Origin of the sequence: Sphingobium rhizovicinum, assembly GCF_042647625.1 — a bacterium.
GTDB lineage: Bacteria > Pseudomonadota > Alphaproteobacteria > Sphingomonadales > Sphingomonadaceae > Sphingobium > Sphingobium rhizovicinum.
Genome location: NZ_JBHRVU010000005.1, coordinates 767,303 through 784,870 on the forward strand (window position 1 = coordinate 767,303; position 17,568 = coordinate 784,870).

Annotated in this window: 19 protein-coding genes; all 19 read right to left on the reverse strand. The window is 61.3% G+C overall.

Features of this window, described 5'->3' with window-relative positions; translation table 11 throughout:
* Positions 1 to 36 precede the first annotated feature (36 nt).
* Entirely contained in the window at positions 37 to 228 is a 192-nt protein-coding gene (locus tag ACFOKF_RS22105; RefSeq protein WP_380798738.1) for a hypothetical protein, read from the reverse strand.
* A 77-nt stretch (positions 229 to 305) separates the two neighbouring features.
* Positions 306 to 1,121, reverse strand: a complete 816-nt coding sequence (locus ACFOKF_RS22110) for a hypothetical protein (RefSeq protein WP_380798739.1) — start codon at positions 1,119 to 1,121, stop codon at positions 306 to 308.
* A 288-nt stretch (positions 1,122 to 1,409) separates the two neighbouring features.
* The gene (locus ACFOKF_RS22115; protein WP_380798741.1) at positions 1,410 to 2,081 is read right to left on the reverse strand and encodes an RES family NAD+ phosphorylase; all 672 of its coding nucleotides are present in this window, start codon (positions 2,079 to 2,081) and stop codon (positions 1,410 to 1,412) included.
* Positions 2,081 to 2,851 (reverse strand): hypothetical protein, encoded by a 771-nt coding sequence (locus tag ACFOKF_RS22120; RefSeq protein WP_380798742.1) that lies wholly within the window; start codon positions 2,849 to 2,851, stop codon positions 2,081 to 2,083. The genes ACFOKF_RS22115 and ACFOKF_RS22120 overlap by 1 nt, the downstream gene beginning before the upstream one ends.
* A gap of 116 nt (positions 2,852 to 2,967) precedes the next feature.
* Entirely contained in the window at positions 2,968 to 3,612 is a 645-nt protein-coding gene (locus ACFOKF_RS22125; protein WP_380798744.1) for an antitoxin of toxin-antitoxin stability system, read from the reverse strand.
* A 153-nt stretch (positions 3,613 to 3,765) separates the two neighbouring features.
* On the reverse strand, positions 3,766 to 5,424 hold the full coding sequence (locus ACFOKF_RS22130; protein ID WP_380798745.1) for an ATP-binding protein: 1,659 nt from the start codon (positions 5,422 to 5,424) through the stop codon (positions 3,766 to 3,768).
* A 48-nt stretch (positions 5,425 to 5,472) separates the two neighbouring features.
* Positions 5,473 to 5,793, reverse strand: coding sequence for a hypothetical protein (locus ACFOKF_RS22135; protein ID WP_380798746.1), 321 nt, complete (start codon positions 5,791 to 5,793; stop codon positions 5,473 to 5,475).
* A gap of 17 nt (positions 5,794 to 5,810) precedes the next feature.
* Entirely contained in the window at positions 5,811 to 6,272 is a 462-nt protein-coding gene (locus ACFOKF_RS22140) for a hypothetical protein (protein ID WP_380798747.1), read from the reverse strand.
* A 127-nt stretch (positions 6,273 to 6,399) separates the two neighbouring features.
* Positions 6,400 to 7,515 carry a phosphoadenosine phosphosulfate reductase domain-containing protein gene (locus ACFOKF_RS22145; protein ID WP_380798748.1) on the reverse strand — a complete coding sequence of 372 codons (1,116 nt, stop codon included), beginning with the start codon at positions 7,513 to 7,515 and terminating at the stop codon, positions 6,400 to 6,402.
* Positions 7,494 to 8,087: a hypothetical protein gene (locus ACFOKF_RS22150; protein WP_380798749.1), complete on the reverse strand. Its 594-nt coding sequence runs from the start codon at positions 8,085 to 8,087 to the stop codon at positions 7,494 to 7,496. Before ACFOKF_RS22150 ends, ACFOKF_RS22145 begins: the two co-directional genes overlap by 22 nt.
* A 166-nt stretch (positions 8,088 to 8,253) precedes the next feature.
* Positions 8,254 to 8,940 (reverse strand): DUF5983 family protein, encoded by a 687-nt coding sequence (locus tag ACFOKF_RS22155; protein ID WP_380798751.1) that lies wholly within the window; start codon positions 8,938 to 8,940, stop codon positions 8,254 to 8,256.
* Positions 8,941 to 9,078: 138 nt separating this feature from the next.
* The gene (locus ACFOKF_RS22160; protein WP_380798752.1) at positions 9,079 to 9,285 is read right to left on the reverse strand and encodes a hypothetical protein; all 207 of its coding nucleotides are present in this window, start codon (positions 9,283 to 9,285) and stop codon (positions 9,079 to 9,081) included.
* 89 nt (positions 9,286 to 9,374) lie between these two features.
* Positions 9,375 to 10,571 (reverse strand): DUF932 domain-containing protein, encoded by a 1,197-nt coding sequence (locus ACFOKF_RS22165; protein WP_380798754.1) that lies wholly within the window; start codon positions 10,569 to 10,571, stop codon positions 9,375 to 9,377.
* Positions 10,572 to 10,736: 165 nt separating this feature from the next.
* Positions 10,737 to 11,045 carry a hypothetical protein gene (locus ACFOKF_RS22170; protein ID WP_380798756.1) on the reverse strand — a complete coding sequence of 103 codons (309 nt, stop codon included), beginning with the start codon at positions 11,043 to 11,045 and terminating at the stop codon, positions 10,737 to 10,739.
* Positions 11,046 to 11,151: 106 nt separating this feature from the next.
* Complete coding sequence (locus ACFOKF_RS22175) at positions 11,152 to 11,616, reverse strand: hypothetical protein (protein ID WP_380798757.1); 465 nt, start codon at positions 11,614 to 11,616, stop codon at positions 11,152 to 11,154.
* Positions 11,617 to 11,684: 68 nt separating this feature from the next.
* Positions 11,685 to 12,389 (reverse strand): hypothetical protein, encoded by a 705-nt coding sequence (locus tag ACFOKF_RS22180; RefSeq protein ID WP_380798758.1) that lies wholly within the window; start codon positions 12,387 to 12,389, stop codon positions 11,685 to 11,687.
* A 91-nt stretch (positions 12,390 to 12,480) separates the two neighbouring features.
* Positions 12,481 to 13,125: a hypothetical protein gene (locus ACFOKF_RS22185; protein ID WP_380798759.1), complete on the reverse strand. Its 645-nt coding sequence runs from the start codon at positions 13,123 to 13,125 to the stop codon at positions 12,481 to 12,483.
* Positions 13,126 to 13,243: 118 nt separating this feature from the next.
* Positions 13,244 to 14,935, reverse strand: coding sequence for a strawberry notch C-terminal domain-containing protein (locus ACFOKF_RS22190; protein WP_380798760.1), 1,692 nt, complete (start codon positions 14,933 to 14,935; stop codon positions 13,244 to 13,246).
* Entirely contained in the window at positions 14,872 to 17,562 is a 2,691-nt protein-coding gene (locus ACFOKF_RS22195) for a strawberry notch-like NTP hydrolase domain-containing protein (RefSeq protein WP_380798761.1), read from the reverse strand. Before ACFOKF_RS22195 ends, ACFOKF_RS22190 begins: the two co-directional genes overlap by 64 nt.
* Positions 17,563 to 17,568: the final 6 nt, after the last annotated feature.

The window sequence follows — 17,568 nt, forward strand, 5'->3', positions numbered from 1 at the left end:
TGAGGGACGTCGATCAAGGAGCGAGGGCGGGACCAACTAAGCGCGGCGCTCGAAGAGATAAGCCTCAAATTCGTGAGCCTCTGCGACCGTTTCGAGGATCGCAGGATAATAGCGATCGAGCGCAAGCCCTTCTCCCGCGAAGCGGGGAGGAATATCGATCAGGAGAATATCAGGAAGCGTGGGCAGCGGCCGGCGATAGTAAATTCTTCGGGCGGCGATTTCATCCATAAGACGCATGGTCATCCAATAAGTGGGACCGGCATCGACCGGTCAAGGAGAGTTGTCGCCAGATCCGCCAGACCTGTTCAGGCGGCGAGCCGATCAACGCCCTCATTGAAGCGTTCGATCCAGTCGCGCATCGTCGGGCGCTCGGCGAGCGGGATGTCCGCAGCGACGCGCTGAAAATCGATGAGGTCGATTGAAGCGCCGCCGATGATGGCGTCGATCTCCGAGGATGGAAGAAGTCCGCGCTGACGGATGAACTGGGTCATCGATCCTGGGCGCGCCTTAGTGGAACTGCGCCAGAGGCCCTCAACCGTCAGCAAGCGGGGAGCCGCTCGCGCTTCGACCAACACGATCAGCCGCAGACACCAGGGAGGCAGCGTTTCCAGCTCGCTCGTCTTCTGCGCGGCGCACAGCCAGCACGCCGACTTGATCGGTACGGGCAGCCCTTCTCTGCGAATGCGATCGACACAGGCGTCCCGGTCCCAGCCCCATTCCCGCAAGGGATAGAGATAGTCGTAAAGGTCACAGACATGCCCTTCCCGATGGGCATAACGCCGGCTGTCGGCCGGGGAACTGTCATAGCCGATGAGTTTGATGACCTTGTCGCCGCGAGCCCAGACTGCCTGTGCCGGCTCCCATTCGCTGACCCATTGGTCCTGCGGCTGGATCTTCCATTTTTGGGAGCAGCTATGCCGCCCGAAACTGATCGACGGCAGCGTGGCATTGGTGAGGCAGTTTTCCAGCAGGGAGAAATAGGGCGGCCAATGTTTGAAGCGGCGGGGAACATAGCGAACGACATGATGGGGGATATGATGTCGATCAAGCCAATGCCGGAAGATCGGCGCGAAGGCATAGGTCTCCTCGCGCTCGGTTCCCGTATCTGCGGTGAGAACCACGGATAGGGGAAACCCCCGCGAAACCCATTCGATGATCATGGCGGTACTATCGACTCCCATGCCCCAGGCGGCCACGACAGGTCTGCCGGCCAGACGGGCATCCTCGCCTGGCCGTTCAAGTGACGGCGGTCCATGCATGACGATGCTCCTCAATGAGCAGGATTTTGGGGGTGGCCGATCCTGAAGCGGACGCGGTGAAGCTGCCGCCATGTGGCGTCCCGGAAGGAAGCGATCAGAGCTGTCGACGCGACAAAGAACAGCGCCGAGGAAGATCAGGCCGATGCGGTCCTATACATCTTCATAGTCGATCGAGAGCGCGTCGGCGATCTTCTGGATTTCAGCGTGGCAGACCGGATCAGCGATGGAGCGCGTCGAGACCGCTTCAAGGATATTGCCGGGCACGCGGTCGCCAAAGAGCAACAGGGCGAACTCGGGACCATATTGATAGGAGGTGTAGTAAAGCCCCTGCGCCGATGGGCAGGTCTCATGAATGCGCTCTGCCCAACCGCGCGTGACCGGATAGGTGCTTCTGGGCCCGGCCAGGAGACCGTTACCGCTGATACCGATCTTACGCTGCCCTGTGGCAGTGACGCTGACGAGATTCAGATCCTGCGTGGTGCGGACCTCGCTGTGGGCGTGCCGCCGATAGTCCGCAGGATAGACGATGTCTGGCGGCGCGACCGAGGTTCGGACGCGTGGGGGCGTGTCCGGGCAACGCAGGATGATCTCGCAGGTTGCGCATTCGAACGATTGCCCCACATAGATGGTCGGGATGATCGCGCCGCCTGCCCCGCGAATCGGCGAGAAGCGGGCACTCCCCTTGTCGCTGTCGTTGAACTGCGTCGATCCGAAGGCCTTGGGGTGAATGCGGTGCAGTGGCGTCCCCGCCTTCAGCAGATGATAGTCCTCCTTCCCGACCTTCATCGTGGCGGGCTGGGGAATCTTGATGCTGAAGCGCATCAGCCGTGGACCGCAGGCTCAGCTTCCCGCTCGAAGGCGGCGATAACGGCCTGCGGATCACTACCGAGCGCGACACCCGGCGTCTCATCGAAATCGAGATGCTCCCGCGTCAGCCAGTGCAGCAGCCGGAAATCACTCCAGTCAGCGGGCTTCGCCGCGATGATATGCCTCATCGCCGGGTAGATGCGACGGCCTTCGACATCGAATTGCAGCAGCGGGTAGACGGCTCGCCCGTCCACGGTGAAGCGCAGCAGTTCGTTGCGCTCCTCCTTGCGCTTCATCGTTGCCGAGGGGTTCGCGCCAGAAAGCCCCAGCAATTGGCAGGCCTCAGCCTGATCCGCCATCTGCGTGCTGGCGAGGATGCGCTCCTGAAGCCGGGCGCGGTTGAGCGCAGCCTTGAGCGGCGCATCATCGGCCTTGGCGAGATTTTCCCGCAGCATGACGCGATATTCCGAGATCAACTTGGCGAACTCGTCGGCAAAGGCGTCGCTCAGATAGCGCTCGGCAACTTTCTCCAATGCAGCGACAAGCTGCTTGGCCGCATCGTCGGTCGCCTTGGCCCCGGTCGCCTGAGGACTCAAGGACGCGAGCGCATTCTTCAGCAATTCAAGATTGCCAGCGCCTCCCATTGAGAGATCGACCAGGACACGGCCGTCCCCGACTGTCGAAGCGGCCAGCCCTTGGGAGGCATAAAATGCGCGCCCTTTCCCCCGTCCACGGCGAGTCGCGCCGGAACTGGCTTGCTTGTCGATCGCAGAGGCAGCTACCATGAGCACCGTCCTAGTTTCGCTATTCAGTGAATTACATATATCGATTATAGCAGAAAATTCCAGCCCGAATAATCTGGCTCATGACAGCTACTGACCAACGACACATCGGCCCGATGTCAGCCGAAGCGATGACCATCTTCGGTGAAGCTGTAGCCATTGGCGCGAATCGCCTCATCGATCTGCTGGTCCGCCGTGATGAAATCATATTCGGCTTCCAACTGGCGGTAGAGCCAACGGGCAAGATCGCGAAGCGCGTCGATCACGATCTCCTCGTCCGCGTCGCTCATATCCTGGCCCGTCGCGCTTTCCCGGCGGACCGCGATCTGCATGCTATATTCATCGCAGTATCGACCGGCATGACGGATCTCCGCCCTGAGCTGGTAGAAATTGCGGCGTTGAACGTCGAGGAGTCGGTTGGCGATGGCATGGAGGTCAGCGTCCTGCGGCGCATAAGCTCGCAGGCGCCCGACGCTGTCGCGCGCAAAGCGATAGCCGCCTTCATAGCAGGCGCCATCGCCCTGGCTCGAAAAGCCCGAAAAATAGATTTTCGGCGCAGCGCGAGATCCACCGCCCATTAGACGAACCGACTTGGTCGATAGCGATATCCCGAGGATGGCGCAGACAGACACGAAATCCGCGAAGCGGAACTCATACCAATCCTCATCGATGGCATCGCGCCGAAACCAGTCACGCGCCCGCTCGCGGGCCGAGGCGTCCAGTTCGTCGAGCTGGTAGACCGTGGTTTCAATAATCCGGGACATGGCCGGTCCTCGATCCTGATAGGAGTGGTGATTTCGCGATCTTCATGTGGCGGCAAACGCCCACCTAGTTTCGCTCTGGCCTGGGAGGACGATCAGCGACGAAGACGCGCCGATCCGCCCTTCAACACGAGCTTTGGATGAAAATTGGCCCGCTCAGTGCAGAGCCAGGGTCAATTCATTCTCGCGGACGGTCAAAGACAGGCCCCGCCCTTTGGGAATGAGCCATTGCACATTCTCGTGAACCGCTTCGCGCAGCCGCGCCAAAAGGGCTTCGTCCTCCCCAAGCAGCAACTGATTGGCGAGATGGCGGGCCTGTTGTTCAAATTCATGCGCCTGGGTTTCCCAACTATCGCAGTCGCCATCGTCGGCAGCGCAGAACAGGCTGGCGAATATAAGGGAAGCGAGCGCACCGGGCTGCACATCGGCATGCCGACCGAAAAGGATGATGGCTTCCTCAACGGAGTAGGTCATGCTGTTGCATGCCAGCATATCGGCCGGAAGCTCATAAACCTCAGCGCTGGGGGCAACGTCGCCGTTCGGAAGAATGGCAAGTTCGGCGACCAGCGAATCCACCGCGCCCGATTCGAGCTCTGGAGGCAATTCGCTGTCGGCTTTGTAGCAATAGCTGGCATCACCGCGCTGAAATCTGAAAGCGCAGCCGACGACTCGAGGTAGCGCATCATACCAGCTATAGCCCTCAAAGGCAGGCTCAGCACGGACCGGGCGCCCGCCGACCGGCCAGACAGTCCGAAGGGCGCACGCAAGTGCCTGCTCGATATCCGGCTCCTGATCCGGCATCAACATCCGGGGACCGCTCCTGATAGCTGCGCCGACGGTGACACCTGCATTGTCGGCGGTCGAAGGCACCCAGGCGTTGAGGATCTGGTCTGCTTCCGGCAAAATCACACCGAGTTCAGCGGCGCGGAGCCAGGCCTTGTAGGCAAGCCGGTGAGACGGCGCCCGCGCAATGGCCCGGAAAATGGCGGCTTCAACCGCTACCCGTAAGCGGGTCAGCGCATCATTTTCGACCATCTCCTTGCGGGCGGGGAGAACGAGTTGGAGTGCCGGCGCATCGACGATATCGACGCGAACCCGCCAGTTGAGGAGGCGCCCCGTCTCGCTGACAAATGGGAGCGGGCACCCTACAGTCACGCCATGAAAATTGATCCGTGGCGCTGCTAGATCGTCATTTGTCCCGCCATGATAGACGCCGATGCGGCACCCCTCCCATGTGTCGACATAAGCCGCCTCGGCAAGGAAGTCAGCGCGCGCCAGTTCGACATCCCCAAAATAGACCGGAAGCGGAAAATATTGGGCGGCCTTATGCAGCGCCATTGGAAGCTGGGTTTCCCAGGCCGGAGGCAAGAGGATCTCGATCTCGGTGCCAGCGGAGATGGCGGCAGGCCCGATCGCCAGCGGCTTGGCGCCTTGCCAGCCATCGACCGGAATATGCACTTCCCAACCCTGTTGGGACAGGGTGGAGGATGACCGGACCCGCACATCGTGACCCGCTAGGCTGAAGACCCCCATCCCCGCTGGGTCTTCCCTGCTGACGATCCCGTCATGCCAGTCTGAATCTCCAAGGGTGAGCAGCGTGGCTGGATCATCGATCCCGCAGCCATCATCGAGGATAGACAATATGGCGCCGTCCGGAGACTTTCGAAGCGCGACATGGATGGCGCTCGCGCCCGCACGGCGAGCGTTCTGGAAAAGCTCATGAAGGACGTCGCTGATCGTCCCGTTGAAAAGGCGGGAGACCTTGTTGATCAGCGCCTGGCCGACGGCGGGGCGAATGGAGGACGGAAAGGTCATGATGCTGGCTCCTGTGCGGGTGGGGCCAATTCCCCCGCCGCACAAAATTCATTCCTCTCCCCTGGTCTTCAGGGTCGGTGTGAACGGGTCCGACCAGTCGACAGTGTCTATGATCCAAGCCGGCACGAAATCCCAATCGAAGCAGAGCGGATAGTTGTCGGCTTGCTGTTTCCATGCCGCTTCCACGGCATCGGTCCACCCCACGACGACGAGGCGCACTGCCGCAGTCCCCAGCGCCTCGAAAGCTGCCCTGATCTCAAGGACGACGGCGATATCCTCGCGCGCCGTGATTGGGTTGTCACGGAGGTTAAGGACAGCTTCCCAGAGGCATGCGGCTGTCTCCAGGCTTGTTTTGTTATATTGCTCCATGGCGAATCTCCCGGTTGTCAGGCAGCACGACGGTCACAGCCTTGGAAGAGGCCGAGATCACCGGCCATCAGGGTGTCGATATTGGGCGCAAGATGGTCGAAGCTGGCGTTGAGGTCGCGGATCGTGACACGATAGCTTGCGTCTTCGACCACATGGTTCAGAAGGAAAGACAAAGGTGGCAAGTGCGATGTCATCTCAGGATAGATGGCGCGAATGATCAGCGCCTCGATCCGCTTCGCGACAAAGCTAAGCCGCGCCGCGCCGCCACAAGCTATGGCAAGGTGGCGATCGAACCAGGCATCCGGCGCCATTACATCCGACAGCCGGGTCGAGGCTATGCGCCGTTCGCCAACCGCCGCCTGGATGATCACGCAGCGCCCGCGCCGCTTGGCGTCAACGTCGCAGAGCGGGACGAGCGCACGATAGAGATATGTGGAAAGCGGGCCAGCGAGGCGGACTCTGGACACGATGACGTCCATGGCAAAATCCTTTGGCGAGAGGCAAGTGAATGATCCGGGAAGAGGACCGCCCGCAGGGCTGACCCACGGCGCAACCAACGGCATCTCCCTCCCCTTCGAAGTAGGGAGATCAAATGGATGGCGGGGATTAGAGGGAGAGTAGCTCGGCGAAGCGCGCGCGAACCGAAGCCGCGTCGGGGAAGTGGTTCGCAAGGCCATGGCGCGCAAGTAGCGGCGCCCGGCACCGCGCGATGATGGCGGCCTCGGCCAAACTCGGGAGGCGCGGCGGTCGCCCCTTCACGAAGCGCAGCGCGCCTGGCATCTCAGCTTCAAGCGATCGGCGTTCTTTCGCTCCCGCTTTCGCCCGTTCGATATCGAGACGCAGGTGAGCAGGGAGGCATTCTGGCGCTATGTCGGCCAGCCAGCGACCCGGTTGGAAGGAGAAGGTGGATTTTGCCTCCATGCTCGCAAGATGCCGGTAGAGATCGAGATTGTCTGGCGAACCCACGGCGGCACCAAGGTCTTGACGGGAAGCCAGCACGCAAAAGGCGCAGGAGAGCCGCGTCGAGCCATAACGGACATAGGCCTCGTGCAATGGCAGGCCATGGCGCGCATGCGCGTCGAAGACGTCCGCCTGCGTCCAGTCAACCGCGGGATGCCAGTTAATCATCTGGGTGCCAGCGCTATTGTCCGGCTTTGCGAATCGATAATCCGACCTGGAGATGGGCGTTGCGCGCCGGCTGGCGCTCTCCTCCCGCCGAAGCCCAATCACAGAAACGATCGCCTCTCCACGATAGCGCCGAGCAAGCTCGGGCCCGATGACCTGCGCCTTGAGTTCCGATGTGCAAAAGCGGAGCGCGGCCGAAGACCAGGGACCGATGAGATTGTAGGTCTCCAGGGCCTCGTAGCGGCGTTTGCCCGCGAGAAACCGCTGCTCCCAACGGGCTACCATGTCGCCGCCTGCGCGGCGGACGGTAATGAGTGGGAGACGCAACTGCGCCGCGACACGTTCGACCATCTCCGGCGTCGATCGCCATTCGGCCCGGCCCAGGTCGGCATGGATGGCGATGCGGCGGCGTGGCGGGTGTCCCACGGCATCGAGCAGTTCGATCGCGCCTTGGGAGGCTGCCGCAGAGTCCTTGCCGCCCGACAGATTGAACGCGAATATTGCGCCATTGCCGATCGCCGCCATGATCGCGGCGTCAATCGCAACATTGAGGCCAGCCCCCGGCGTAAAGGGCGTCAAGGCGAGTGGCGCTGCCATGCTGCACCTCCCTGTTCGATCGCTGTTGGCTGGGCTAGGATCGCAGAGCGCTCAGCGTCGCAAGCGTTGGCAGCCGACTGATTGTCGTAGATTGGCCGCGCGGTCGGCTCCCATTCGCCAAGCGCCCAGATGCGACCATTAAAGCTTATCCGTGCCACCGGCATGTCGAACACATGGATTATGGCTTCGGGAAAGGCGCTGGATCCAAGCCCGAGCTTGTCGCGCCTCTCGCAATGGAGCCGCGATGCTTCGGCCCAGTTACTCGCCCATAGGGCGGGATGCCCCTTCTGGACGATATGGAGCGGTAGCTTGGCGGAACAGCGCTCTGCGGGGGCGAGAAGCGTCCGCGCAATATGCCTGGCGTAGACGGCGACCGTTGCCCAATAGGCAGCGAGGAAAGCCTTCCGCTTGGTCCAGCTCGCCTGGGCGCGCGCCTGCGCCTCACGCGACAAATCCAGAAGCAGCAAGAAGAGCAGTCGCCGTAATTCCAGCGGCATCGCTGATAGCAGCCGCGCCGACGGCAGCGCGAGCACGGGGTTGCGAACCTCGGCCCGGTTCGATCGTGATGTCATGGGAGATTTCCCGATAATGTGTTGAAGGGTGGGAGCACAGCGCTTCCGTTTCCGATGGGGCCCGGTTATCCGGGCCGCGAGTGGATTTCGAAGCGCTGTGCCCCCGTCGCTGGTTCGAGTAGTCAAAGCTGAGAGGCGCAACTCTGGCAGGCGGCGGAGCGACGGTTCACCAGTCGAATATCTCCAGATCGGGGACGGCATCGCCGTCGCGATCCAGAAGTATCCACTGACAACCGTGGCGCCGGCCAAATTCGATGGCGGCCCGTAGCTCAGCAGGGATCAGCGCGACTGCTTCGTCAGCGATAGCTTCGGTGAGGACGAACCAGCCATAGCTCGTATCAGCAACGCCGACCGGCTGCTCCTCTGGCGGCAACGGAGCCCAGGCATTGAGCATGTCAGCGCAAGCTCGACTGACATGGCTGTTGCTTACGACCAGATATTGATGGACCTCGACCGAAGGCAACCAATCAGCCTTTGCTCCATCGACCGTAAGCCGATCAGTCTGAAGAAATTCATCGCCATGGCTCTCAAAATAGACCTGCGACACATCCTCGTCCGACAGGGACCCAGCGTCTCTGGCATCTTGGATTTCCGACCACCATGTTCGGCAATATCCCGCGACCTGGCTCATCAGCACCTCGCGGGAAAATGTTGCGTAGATATTGCTACCTTGCCGGTGCTCGATCACCGCAAGGTGGACATCCATCGGCCAGGGGACGGGGCTGCGCTCAAGACAGGCTTGGGCCGCAGCAAGTTCCGCGACCAAAGTCTGATTCATCTCGCCGGTATCGGCCAAGGCGATCCGGGCGCTGGCCAGCAGCCGGACGAAGTCCTCTTTGGTGGTTGGCCTCATCTTGGCCTCCAGGATCGTGGGGGAAAGAAAAGCCGATGCGCAGCAGCTTCAGGGGCGCGTAGAAGCCTGCCGAAGTTGCCGCTGCATCGGCGATCGACGGTCACAGGGGACGGGCAGCTCCCGGGCGGCCAAATGGGCTCAGCCTTCGAAGATCCGCCGCGTCAGGTCGGGAATGCGTGCATTGTCGTAAACGCTGTTCAGCGACATTTCGAGAGCGTCGCGCTGGGCGCGATACCAGTCGGTCGCCTCGATCGTGTAGGTTTCGGTGGCATAGGGCTCGCCGCCGCTGGAGAATTCGACGTCGACGGTGAAGGTCTGGCGTTCGACCTGAGAGAGTGCGGTCATGATGATGTCCTTTCATTACGAAAAGGGCGGCCCCGAACTGATCGGAGCCGCCGGCTGCGGGTGGAAAAGTGATGCGTGAAGAGAGGCGCTCAGTGCACTTTGGCGAGAAGCTTGCGAGCTTTGCTCTCGATTTCGAGCCGTGTGTCCTGATTGGACTTGGCGCGGGCGTGAGCGGTGATCCCCTGCACGAAATCAAAAAGGCTGGCGGGCGGATGCCCTTCCTCGACCAGAACGGACTGGATGATCTTGGCCGTGTCGGCTTTCGAGAAACCGTTCTTCCGCAGGAACGTGTCGCGGTCCTCGTCCGTGCGTGCCACGATCCGGCTGCGGGCGGTCTTGATGCCCTCGATGAAGCTCATGGCTGACGAATCCGCGAAATTTTCCAGCGCCGGCGCGGCCTCATGGGCAAAGCGGTTAGCGGCGAATTTGGAGTGCCGAATCGAGATTTCCTCGAAATTTTCGACCCCCCAGAGGTTCCGGTTCATGCACACGGCCCGAAGGTAAAAGGTTGCTATTCCCAATGTTTTGGAGCCGACCTCTGAGTTCCAACAATAAAAGCCGCGAAAGAAGAGATCAGGTTCACCATTGGGCAGTTTGCCCGCTTCGATCGGGTGTGTGTCGTCGACGAGGAACAGGAAGACGTCGCGATCGGAGGCATAAAGCGTGGTAGTCTCGCGGGTCACGTCTACATAGGGATTGTAGCGCATTGATGCCCAATCGAGGACACCAGGCACCTTCCAGCGCGTGTCCGAGACGCCGTTGCCGGCAATCTTCATCACCGCTGCTACCAGCTCATGGTCCCAGATTCGGCCATAATCGGGGCCGGTGACCGCGCGCAGCTCGGCCCGCCCTTCGTTGGTCTTGAGCAGTTTGACCTGTTCCCCTCGGTGCCTCAGCAACCCGTGCTGGAGATTGATACCGGTCAGTGCCGCCGGCAGGGTCCGCAGATAGGACGCCGGTGCCCCGACCAGACTCGAAAGCTGACCGAAGGACCAATTGGTCGGCGCGATCGGTGCGTCCTCGTCGGGCAGAATCAGGCTGAGCCGCTCGGGGCTTTCGGAACGCGCCTCGACGCGCACCGCTCGACTTTCGACGATGCGGGTCTGGGCGCGGTCAGCGCGGCGGCGGACGCTGGCGTAAAGATCGTCGAGCGACAAAAACTTCTCGTCATCGGGCCGTGAGAACCATTCGGACGAGACCCGTCCGACATTGTGACCGCGGGAAATGTCGACGCGATAGGCGCCGGAAACCTTGGGCGCCTCGATGGGCTGGGGGAGCGTGGCCATGAGGAATTCTCCTTGATGGAACGGTCCGATCCATCCTGGACCGGCCAATCCATCCCCTCCCCCTTTCCTCCACTGCCAAGCGGAAGGGCGTCAGAGCGCGGGTGGTGGGGCGCGTCGCTCCATCCCCATTTATGACGGGGTCCTCTTCCTTCGTCGGCGAGGTGATCAACCGGGCAGCCTCGGCAGCAACGAGTCGGCTTTAGTCAGCCATTGAGCATCGCCCGGAACCTGATCGGCTCGTTTGACGGCGACGAAGTCAATCTCAAAATCATCAAGCCTGCCGATCGCAATGGCGGCATGAAATATGTCCTTGGCAGTCTCGACAATTGGGTCGCCATCCCCATCTTTTCTTCCGTAATCGACATCCTCAGGCGCGAACATGACGGCATAATTTTCCGCCACGGCGCGATCGTCGGGTTCCAGATCAACGACCGAAACAGTCGGACAGACAGTCACGATGCAGTAAAGCGTCATGGTGGATCTCCTTTCGGAATTGGAAATATGTCGGTTGCCGGCCGCCAAAGGCATTGCTCACTGGAAATGGTGTGCGGTGGAGACCGGGAGGCAGCAGCACAATAGCTCAGCCCTGCTCGCGGGCCCGCTCTCCCTCGACGATCAATGCCGGTACGGGGCAATCCGCAGCTTCGAAATAAGCCATCACGGCGTCGAACGAGCCCAACTGCTCTATCGTGGTGCGCGGTAGCACGATCTGATCTTCTTCATCCGCCGCATAGACGAGTGGATCGCCCTGCCCTGCAAATACCAGACGTTGAGCGCCAAATTGGCCAGGATATCCGCCGGACCATCTGGCAAAGCTCAGGCGCTTTTCAACGCACCAGCCCTCCAGCGCCTCGAACCGGCCTAGGGCGACCTCATGCGCAAAGAGACGGAGAGGCTCACCAATCGTACGATGCTGCGACGAAAATGGGTCGCCGTCCCAATCGGTCGAAAGGTCTTCGCTCGCGATAATGGTGCAAAGCGCAGCATAATCGGCCGCACTCAACGTACCGCCCAATGTGATGGACGCAGACACACGATCAGCCATGATCTTCTCCCCGCAGACAATATATGAACATGGGCGCCGGTCACATGCCCAAGTGAAAAAGCTTGGGCTCAGGCCGCTTTCTGCTGATGCCACTCATATAGGAGATGGGCATTAGGGTCCTGTTCCGAACCCATCGAGATCCGCACGAGGCGTCCGTCGCAGGCAAAGGCGGACGCGCGCAGGAAGCTCAAATAGGACTTTCCTTCAAGAATGAGATCGCCGGAGCGGACCTTGGTGACCGTCCGGGTCGTTCCCAGAGCGCGGTGGCCCGTGGGCGCGTAGACCAGTTTGAGGGAGTCGCCAGCCTTGAGCCATTTCTTGAAGGCGGCAAGCGGAATAATCGGCTCGACCGGGTTCTTGCGCCCGCGGCGCTCGCCGAGTGCCGACCAATAGGCCTGCCCAATCCTTGCCTCACAGAAGAACGCGCAGCTGTGAAAATCCTGGTAGATGTTCGACCGGGTGAAGCCGAAGCGCTCCATCTGGTCGCGGACGGCTTCAAGAATCCCATTTTGCGCTTCGCGCGAGGTAAGTTCGGTTGGAGCGTCGAGGATTTCTGCCGTTATTTTGCGGCCGCCGGCAAATCTTTCTGTCGTAATAGCGAATTTCATTTCCGGGAATTGCACGGCAAGATGTCGCGCGATCCGCCCTGATATGGCGGTCAGCTCTTCTCCCGATTGATGAAGGTCGCCTTGATAATGGAAATTGCCCCGCTCATCGAATGGGGTCTGGCTGTACAGGCGCAAGGGCGCGCCCGGCGTCATGGCGTCGGTCATGGGCTTGCCTCTTGTAGGAAATTGAAGCGGCTATTGCCGCAGGGCTGGCGTTAGCTGGCGGGCCTCGCAGGAACTGAGCGAGACGAGGGCATCAGCCAATGTCGTCAATCTGGATGCGGGACGTAATCCAGTCGAGATATCCCAGCCGCGTGTCGCCGTTCGAGACCTCGCAGACCCAGTCCGAAACCGGATGGCCAAGATGTTCAATCCATGGGTCTGGACGATCATCGACAACTGAGCCCGAGCGCCCGAGCGCTTCGCTCAGCTGATTGGCCGTGGTTCGAAACTCGGTCCGGTCGGAGAAGATAGCGCAGTAGCCGCCGCCGAAATTGCCGATGCGGGGCCTGGAGCAGCTATAGCTCCATTCGAACCCGATCGGCGCTCCCAGCAATGTCTGTTTGCAGCAATGCGAGATGAGACTGGCGATCGGCCCTGGCTGGAAATCGCTGAGGCTGAATATCGTGACTGCACAGCGCGAAGCATCACCAATCGCGCCTTCGACGACCATATCGGCGCCGAAGTCCGGGAAGTCGGCATCGTCGAAGATGGTGATGAAGCCGCTGAAGCGATCCTCATCATTTGTGGGCGGGTAAGCCGCGAGAAATTCGTGGCTCGGTTCGCCCGGTTCAAATTCGCTCAGCAGGTCGGAGGCATGTTGCCAACTCTCTTCGATGAGCGCCGCTTCCGCGATGGTGCAGGTGAAGGCAAAGGAGCCCTGTATAAAGCATTCGGCCATGGCTTATCTTTCTTGGGAAATGACACGCGACCCAGTTGCCGCGCCACCACCGGTTTCCCTCCTCCCCTCCATCAGGACGGGAGGAGGGACGTATGGCGCGGTCAGGCGAGCGGACGTCTCATGCCCGCAAGTCGATCAGCGCCTCGAGGATATCCCGCGCGCGGTTCGAGGGCAGGAACAGGCGCGTGCGATATTGAATCACTTCGGAAAAGGCCCCGGCAGCCTTCAATTGATCCCGATCCTCGATCCGGAAGTTGCGGATTTCTAGCCGGCGAGTCCCATTGACGAAGACCGAAATGAGCCTTGTCTCACCCCAGCCAGGGACCGCAATTCCGTCACCGCTGCGTGCGCCCTCCAAAATCTCGACAGGCGAGAGGACGACAGTTGAGCCGAGACCGAATTCACGTTCCAGTTTCTCGATCGCTGCCGGGCGTATGATCCTACCGAGGATCGAAGCGCCGTCGCCACCGTCGATCCGCCAGACGCGGACATCATCTTCTGGCAGCTTGTTCCAGACCGGCAGCAGCAAGCCTGTCGCGACATGGATGGTTTCGACCGACAGTTGGCTTTCTGTTTCGGCGACCTCCCGTTCCCACAGGGTCTGAAAATTGTCGCGTTCAATGTCGATCCAATGGCTATCGGCAAGCGAGTCTATCGTTACGCGCGCGGAACCTCCCGGCCGGACCAAATAGCACATCGGGATCAGCCGTCCCTCTTCATCCATGCTCGACCAGGCTGGAATGCGAAGCGCCACGCGCTCGGATCGACCGTTGCGAAGATAGGCGAGATTTTCGATGCCCCTAGTTTCGATCTGCAACTGCGCCCAGGATGTCACGCGAGGGCGCCGATGCAGTTCAAGCCGGAGAAGGCGGGTTTCCGCCCCGGTGATCGGGTCGGCCCGCAATAGTTGATCGGACAGTCGCTCCACACGCTCGGCCCTGATCGTCTCGATGCCAAGATCGAGGGTGCCGGCGGCCCGCGCCGCTTCGACCCGGTTCTCCACCAGCCCCATAAATTCGTCGAAAATGGCGTTTTGCGTACCGATCCTGAGCGCCAGGATACGATTGAGCCACCGATGGATCGGCGGCAATCTCTCACTGAGTTCACCGCTTTCGGTCGCTAGCTCAAGGCCGGTCATCTCCTCGAAGGCAGCAAGAGAAACGCTGCCGAGCTTCCCCGCATGCAGCAAATGAAACCACTGGTTGAGCGCCTCGCGCGCATGGTCCGACTCCAGATTATCGGCAGGGTCGAAAAGATTCTGCCCGCCCGTCTGCCGCTGACCGCGCGTCAAGGCGCCGAGCGCTTCCAAACCGCGAATGATCGTGCTCAGAAACCTGCGCTCGCCACGGCAATCCGTGGTCAGCGGCCGGTAGATGGGTGATGTCGCCTGGTTCGTCCGGTTGCTCCGCCCGAAGCCTTGCACCGCGCTCAGAAGACGAAAGCCGAGCTCCACCAGGAAATGCACGCGGCGAAGATGCGCACTTGGGCTATTGCGGTCACTGTGCATCGATCGGCCGGTGCTTCCGGCCAGCGAGAAGGCGCAAATGGGCTTGGCCGCATCCATGAACGCCTTGGTTTCGACCACATTGGCTTTGGGGCTGCGGCGATCAAGCTTCTGCTGCCCGTCGGGTCCCGGGATGATGCGGCGTGACCGCCCGGTGATTTCCGCAAGCCGATCAGCGCCGAAATGCCAGATCAGAGCATCCAGCGCGGTGGGGATCGCGGGAAGCGAGCAAAGCTGCTCGATCAGCGCGTCCCGCGCAAAGAGCGCGGCCTGACAATGGACGGCGTTGCCGGCAGCGTCGAACATCGGCTCGGATCGAACCGCGCCATCGCTCGCCTTGAAGGTCCGCATCTGCCGCGTCGGGAAGGCATTTTTGAGATAGTCGATGACGGTTTCCCGGGCGAGACCTCCAGATCCAGCGCCGCCCGCTCCTCAGGCGAGAGTTCGGACAGCCGTCGGTCCAGTATCGCTTCCCCGGTGCTGGCAAGTTGGACCAATATGGCATGGCCAGACGCGATTTCGCGTTCGATCTCGTCGATCAGGGTTGGCATCTTCATCGCCACCAAAAGGGCGGAAAAAAAACGCTGTTTGGCCGATTCGAAAGCGCTGAGCGCCGAGCCGCGCGCACGAGCGTTCTGAACCTTGCCCGACATCTTGTCGATGATGCCGGACTCGCTCAAAATATCTTTCAACTGGCGATGGATGATCGCCCAGGCGTCGGCATAGGCGTCATAGATGGCGATCTGCTCCTGGGTCAGTCTATGTTCGAGCGGTTCATATTCGACGCCGGCAAAGCTCAGCGCTCTGGCCGTGTAGAGGCCCATGGCCTTAAGGTCGCGACAGATTACCTCCATTGCCGCGATACCGCCTTCTTCCATGGCTGCCATGAAGGCATCGCGGCTGGAAAAGGCCGTGCCAGGTCCCCAAAGGCCGAGCCGCATGGCGTAGCTCAGATGTTCAGGCTTCGCCGCGCCCGTCGCCGACATGTAGATGACCCGCGCGCGCGGCAGCGCATTTTGTAGACGGACTCCGGCGAGACCTTGTTCTGATCCCTGCGCCTTGCCGAATTCTGTCTCGGTTCCGCCGGCATGGGCCATGGCGTGGGACTCGTCGAACAGGATGATCCCCTCAAATTCCGTACCGGTCCAGGCGAGAAGCTGCTGGAGGCGTGAGGCGCTGTCATGCCGCGCCGAGCGCAGGGCCGCATAGGTCAGGAATATGATCCCGCTTTCCATCGCGATCGGGGCGCCAAGCGGAAAGGCGCTGATCGGCTGGATGTCGATCGAAAGACCGCCGAGAGCCGACCAATCGCGACGGGCGTCCTCGATCAGATCGGACATCGAAATCCAGATGGCCCTGCGGTGTCCCCGGTTCCATTGATCGAGAATGCAGGCGGCCGCTTCCCGTCCCTTGCCGACGCCCGTGCCGTCCGCAATGAAATAACCCGTACGATAGGCCTGCCCGGCAGGATCATCGACCAGCCGGTCGCCGGCAGGGTTGGGCGAAAAGAGTCCGGGGAGGTTTCTTGAATGGGCCTCACCGGCATGGATGATGGATTCAAGCTGGGCCTCTGATAGGCCCTCAAGCGCGCGGGCCTGCAACAGCGGCTGATAGCTCGGCGCCGGCGGGACCACCGAGGCCATGGCAACGGACTCGACCAGGGCGTCTGGATGCGGTTTCGCGCCCTCGATCGATATGCGCGCTAATCGCCAACCGGAATAAATGCCGACCGGCTCACCAGGGGCAAGCGGCTCTTCCCTGACGCAATAGCGGACAGGCGCGATTTCCGAGCCGCTCGCGGCGATCCGATCCGGCGCAGCCAGCTCACGCCGCCCTAACCCGCCGAAGAGAGACGCCGGAGAAGCTGCAACTTGGAGGCGGCGCCGCAAGGGCACGAGTGCAGAGGTAGGCGGTGGAAGGTCTGGTGGCGTGAACCGTGGTGGCGCGTTCCGCAGGATGGCTGCGGCCGCTTCCATATTGTCCGCAACGTGACGCTCGGTCGTGCCACTCCATCCCTTGTCGAAAATGAGCAACCGGACGGCGATGCTGGTGCCGTGCTTGGCGTAGGGGTTCCCCTGGATCGTGATTTCCAAGCGGGGCAGAGAGATCTCGCACACCGCCGCATAGCCGCCAGCGCCGCTCCCGTCGGCCGCAAAGCTCGGTGACATGATGGCGACACAGCGCCCGCCGGGGACAAGCCGCAGGAGCGCGGACCGTAAATGACGCGCGCCAGCAAAGCGATCCTGACCACGACCTTCGCTTCGGCTGAAGGGCGGGTTGATGAGAATGATGGTCGGGCGGACATCGATGCTCAGATGGTCGTGAATATATTCGGCATCGTGGCTCGAAACCGGCTGCCCAAGGAGCTTGCCCAAGAGAAGAGCCCGGCCAGGGTCGCGCTCGTTCAACGACATGCTGGCTCCAGCGCGAAGGGCATGTACGGCCAGCATGCCGGTGCCGGCCGATGGTTCCAGCACATGATCCTCGGGCGTGATTCGCGCTGCCGTCGCGGCGAACCACGCAAGCGAGATCGGCGTGCTGAACTGCTGCATCTCTACCTGATGCTCGCTACGATAGGTTTGGGTCGGCAGACTGTTTTCAAAGCGCGCAAGGCAAGAGAAGGCCGCGTCACCCCCAAGGTCGAGAAACGCCGGCATATCGGGCGAGCGCAGCAGCAGAACCTGGGCAGCTTCCAGCGCATCATAAGCGTCGCGCATCGACCAGGAGTCGGTAGCGTCGGAGGCATGGAACGCTTCCTCCATCAGCCGCTTGAGGTCCTGCCGCCGCACGTGATGGCCGCGCCGCAACATATTGGCAAGGCGGGTGGCGACGCTGTGAAGACGGTCAATCTTTAAGCTTTCCGGCTCGTCCGGTTGAACGAGCGCGAGGAGTGGAAGGGACATGGCGAAACTCCAGATTTCGTTGAGGGCCATGGCGGC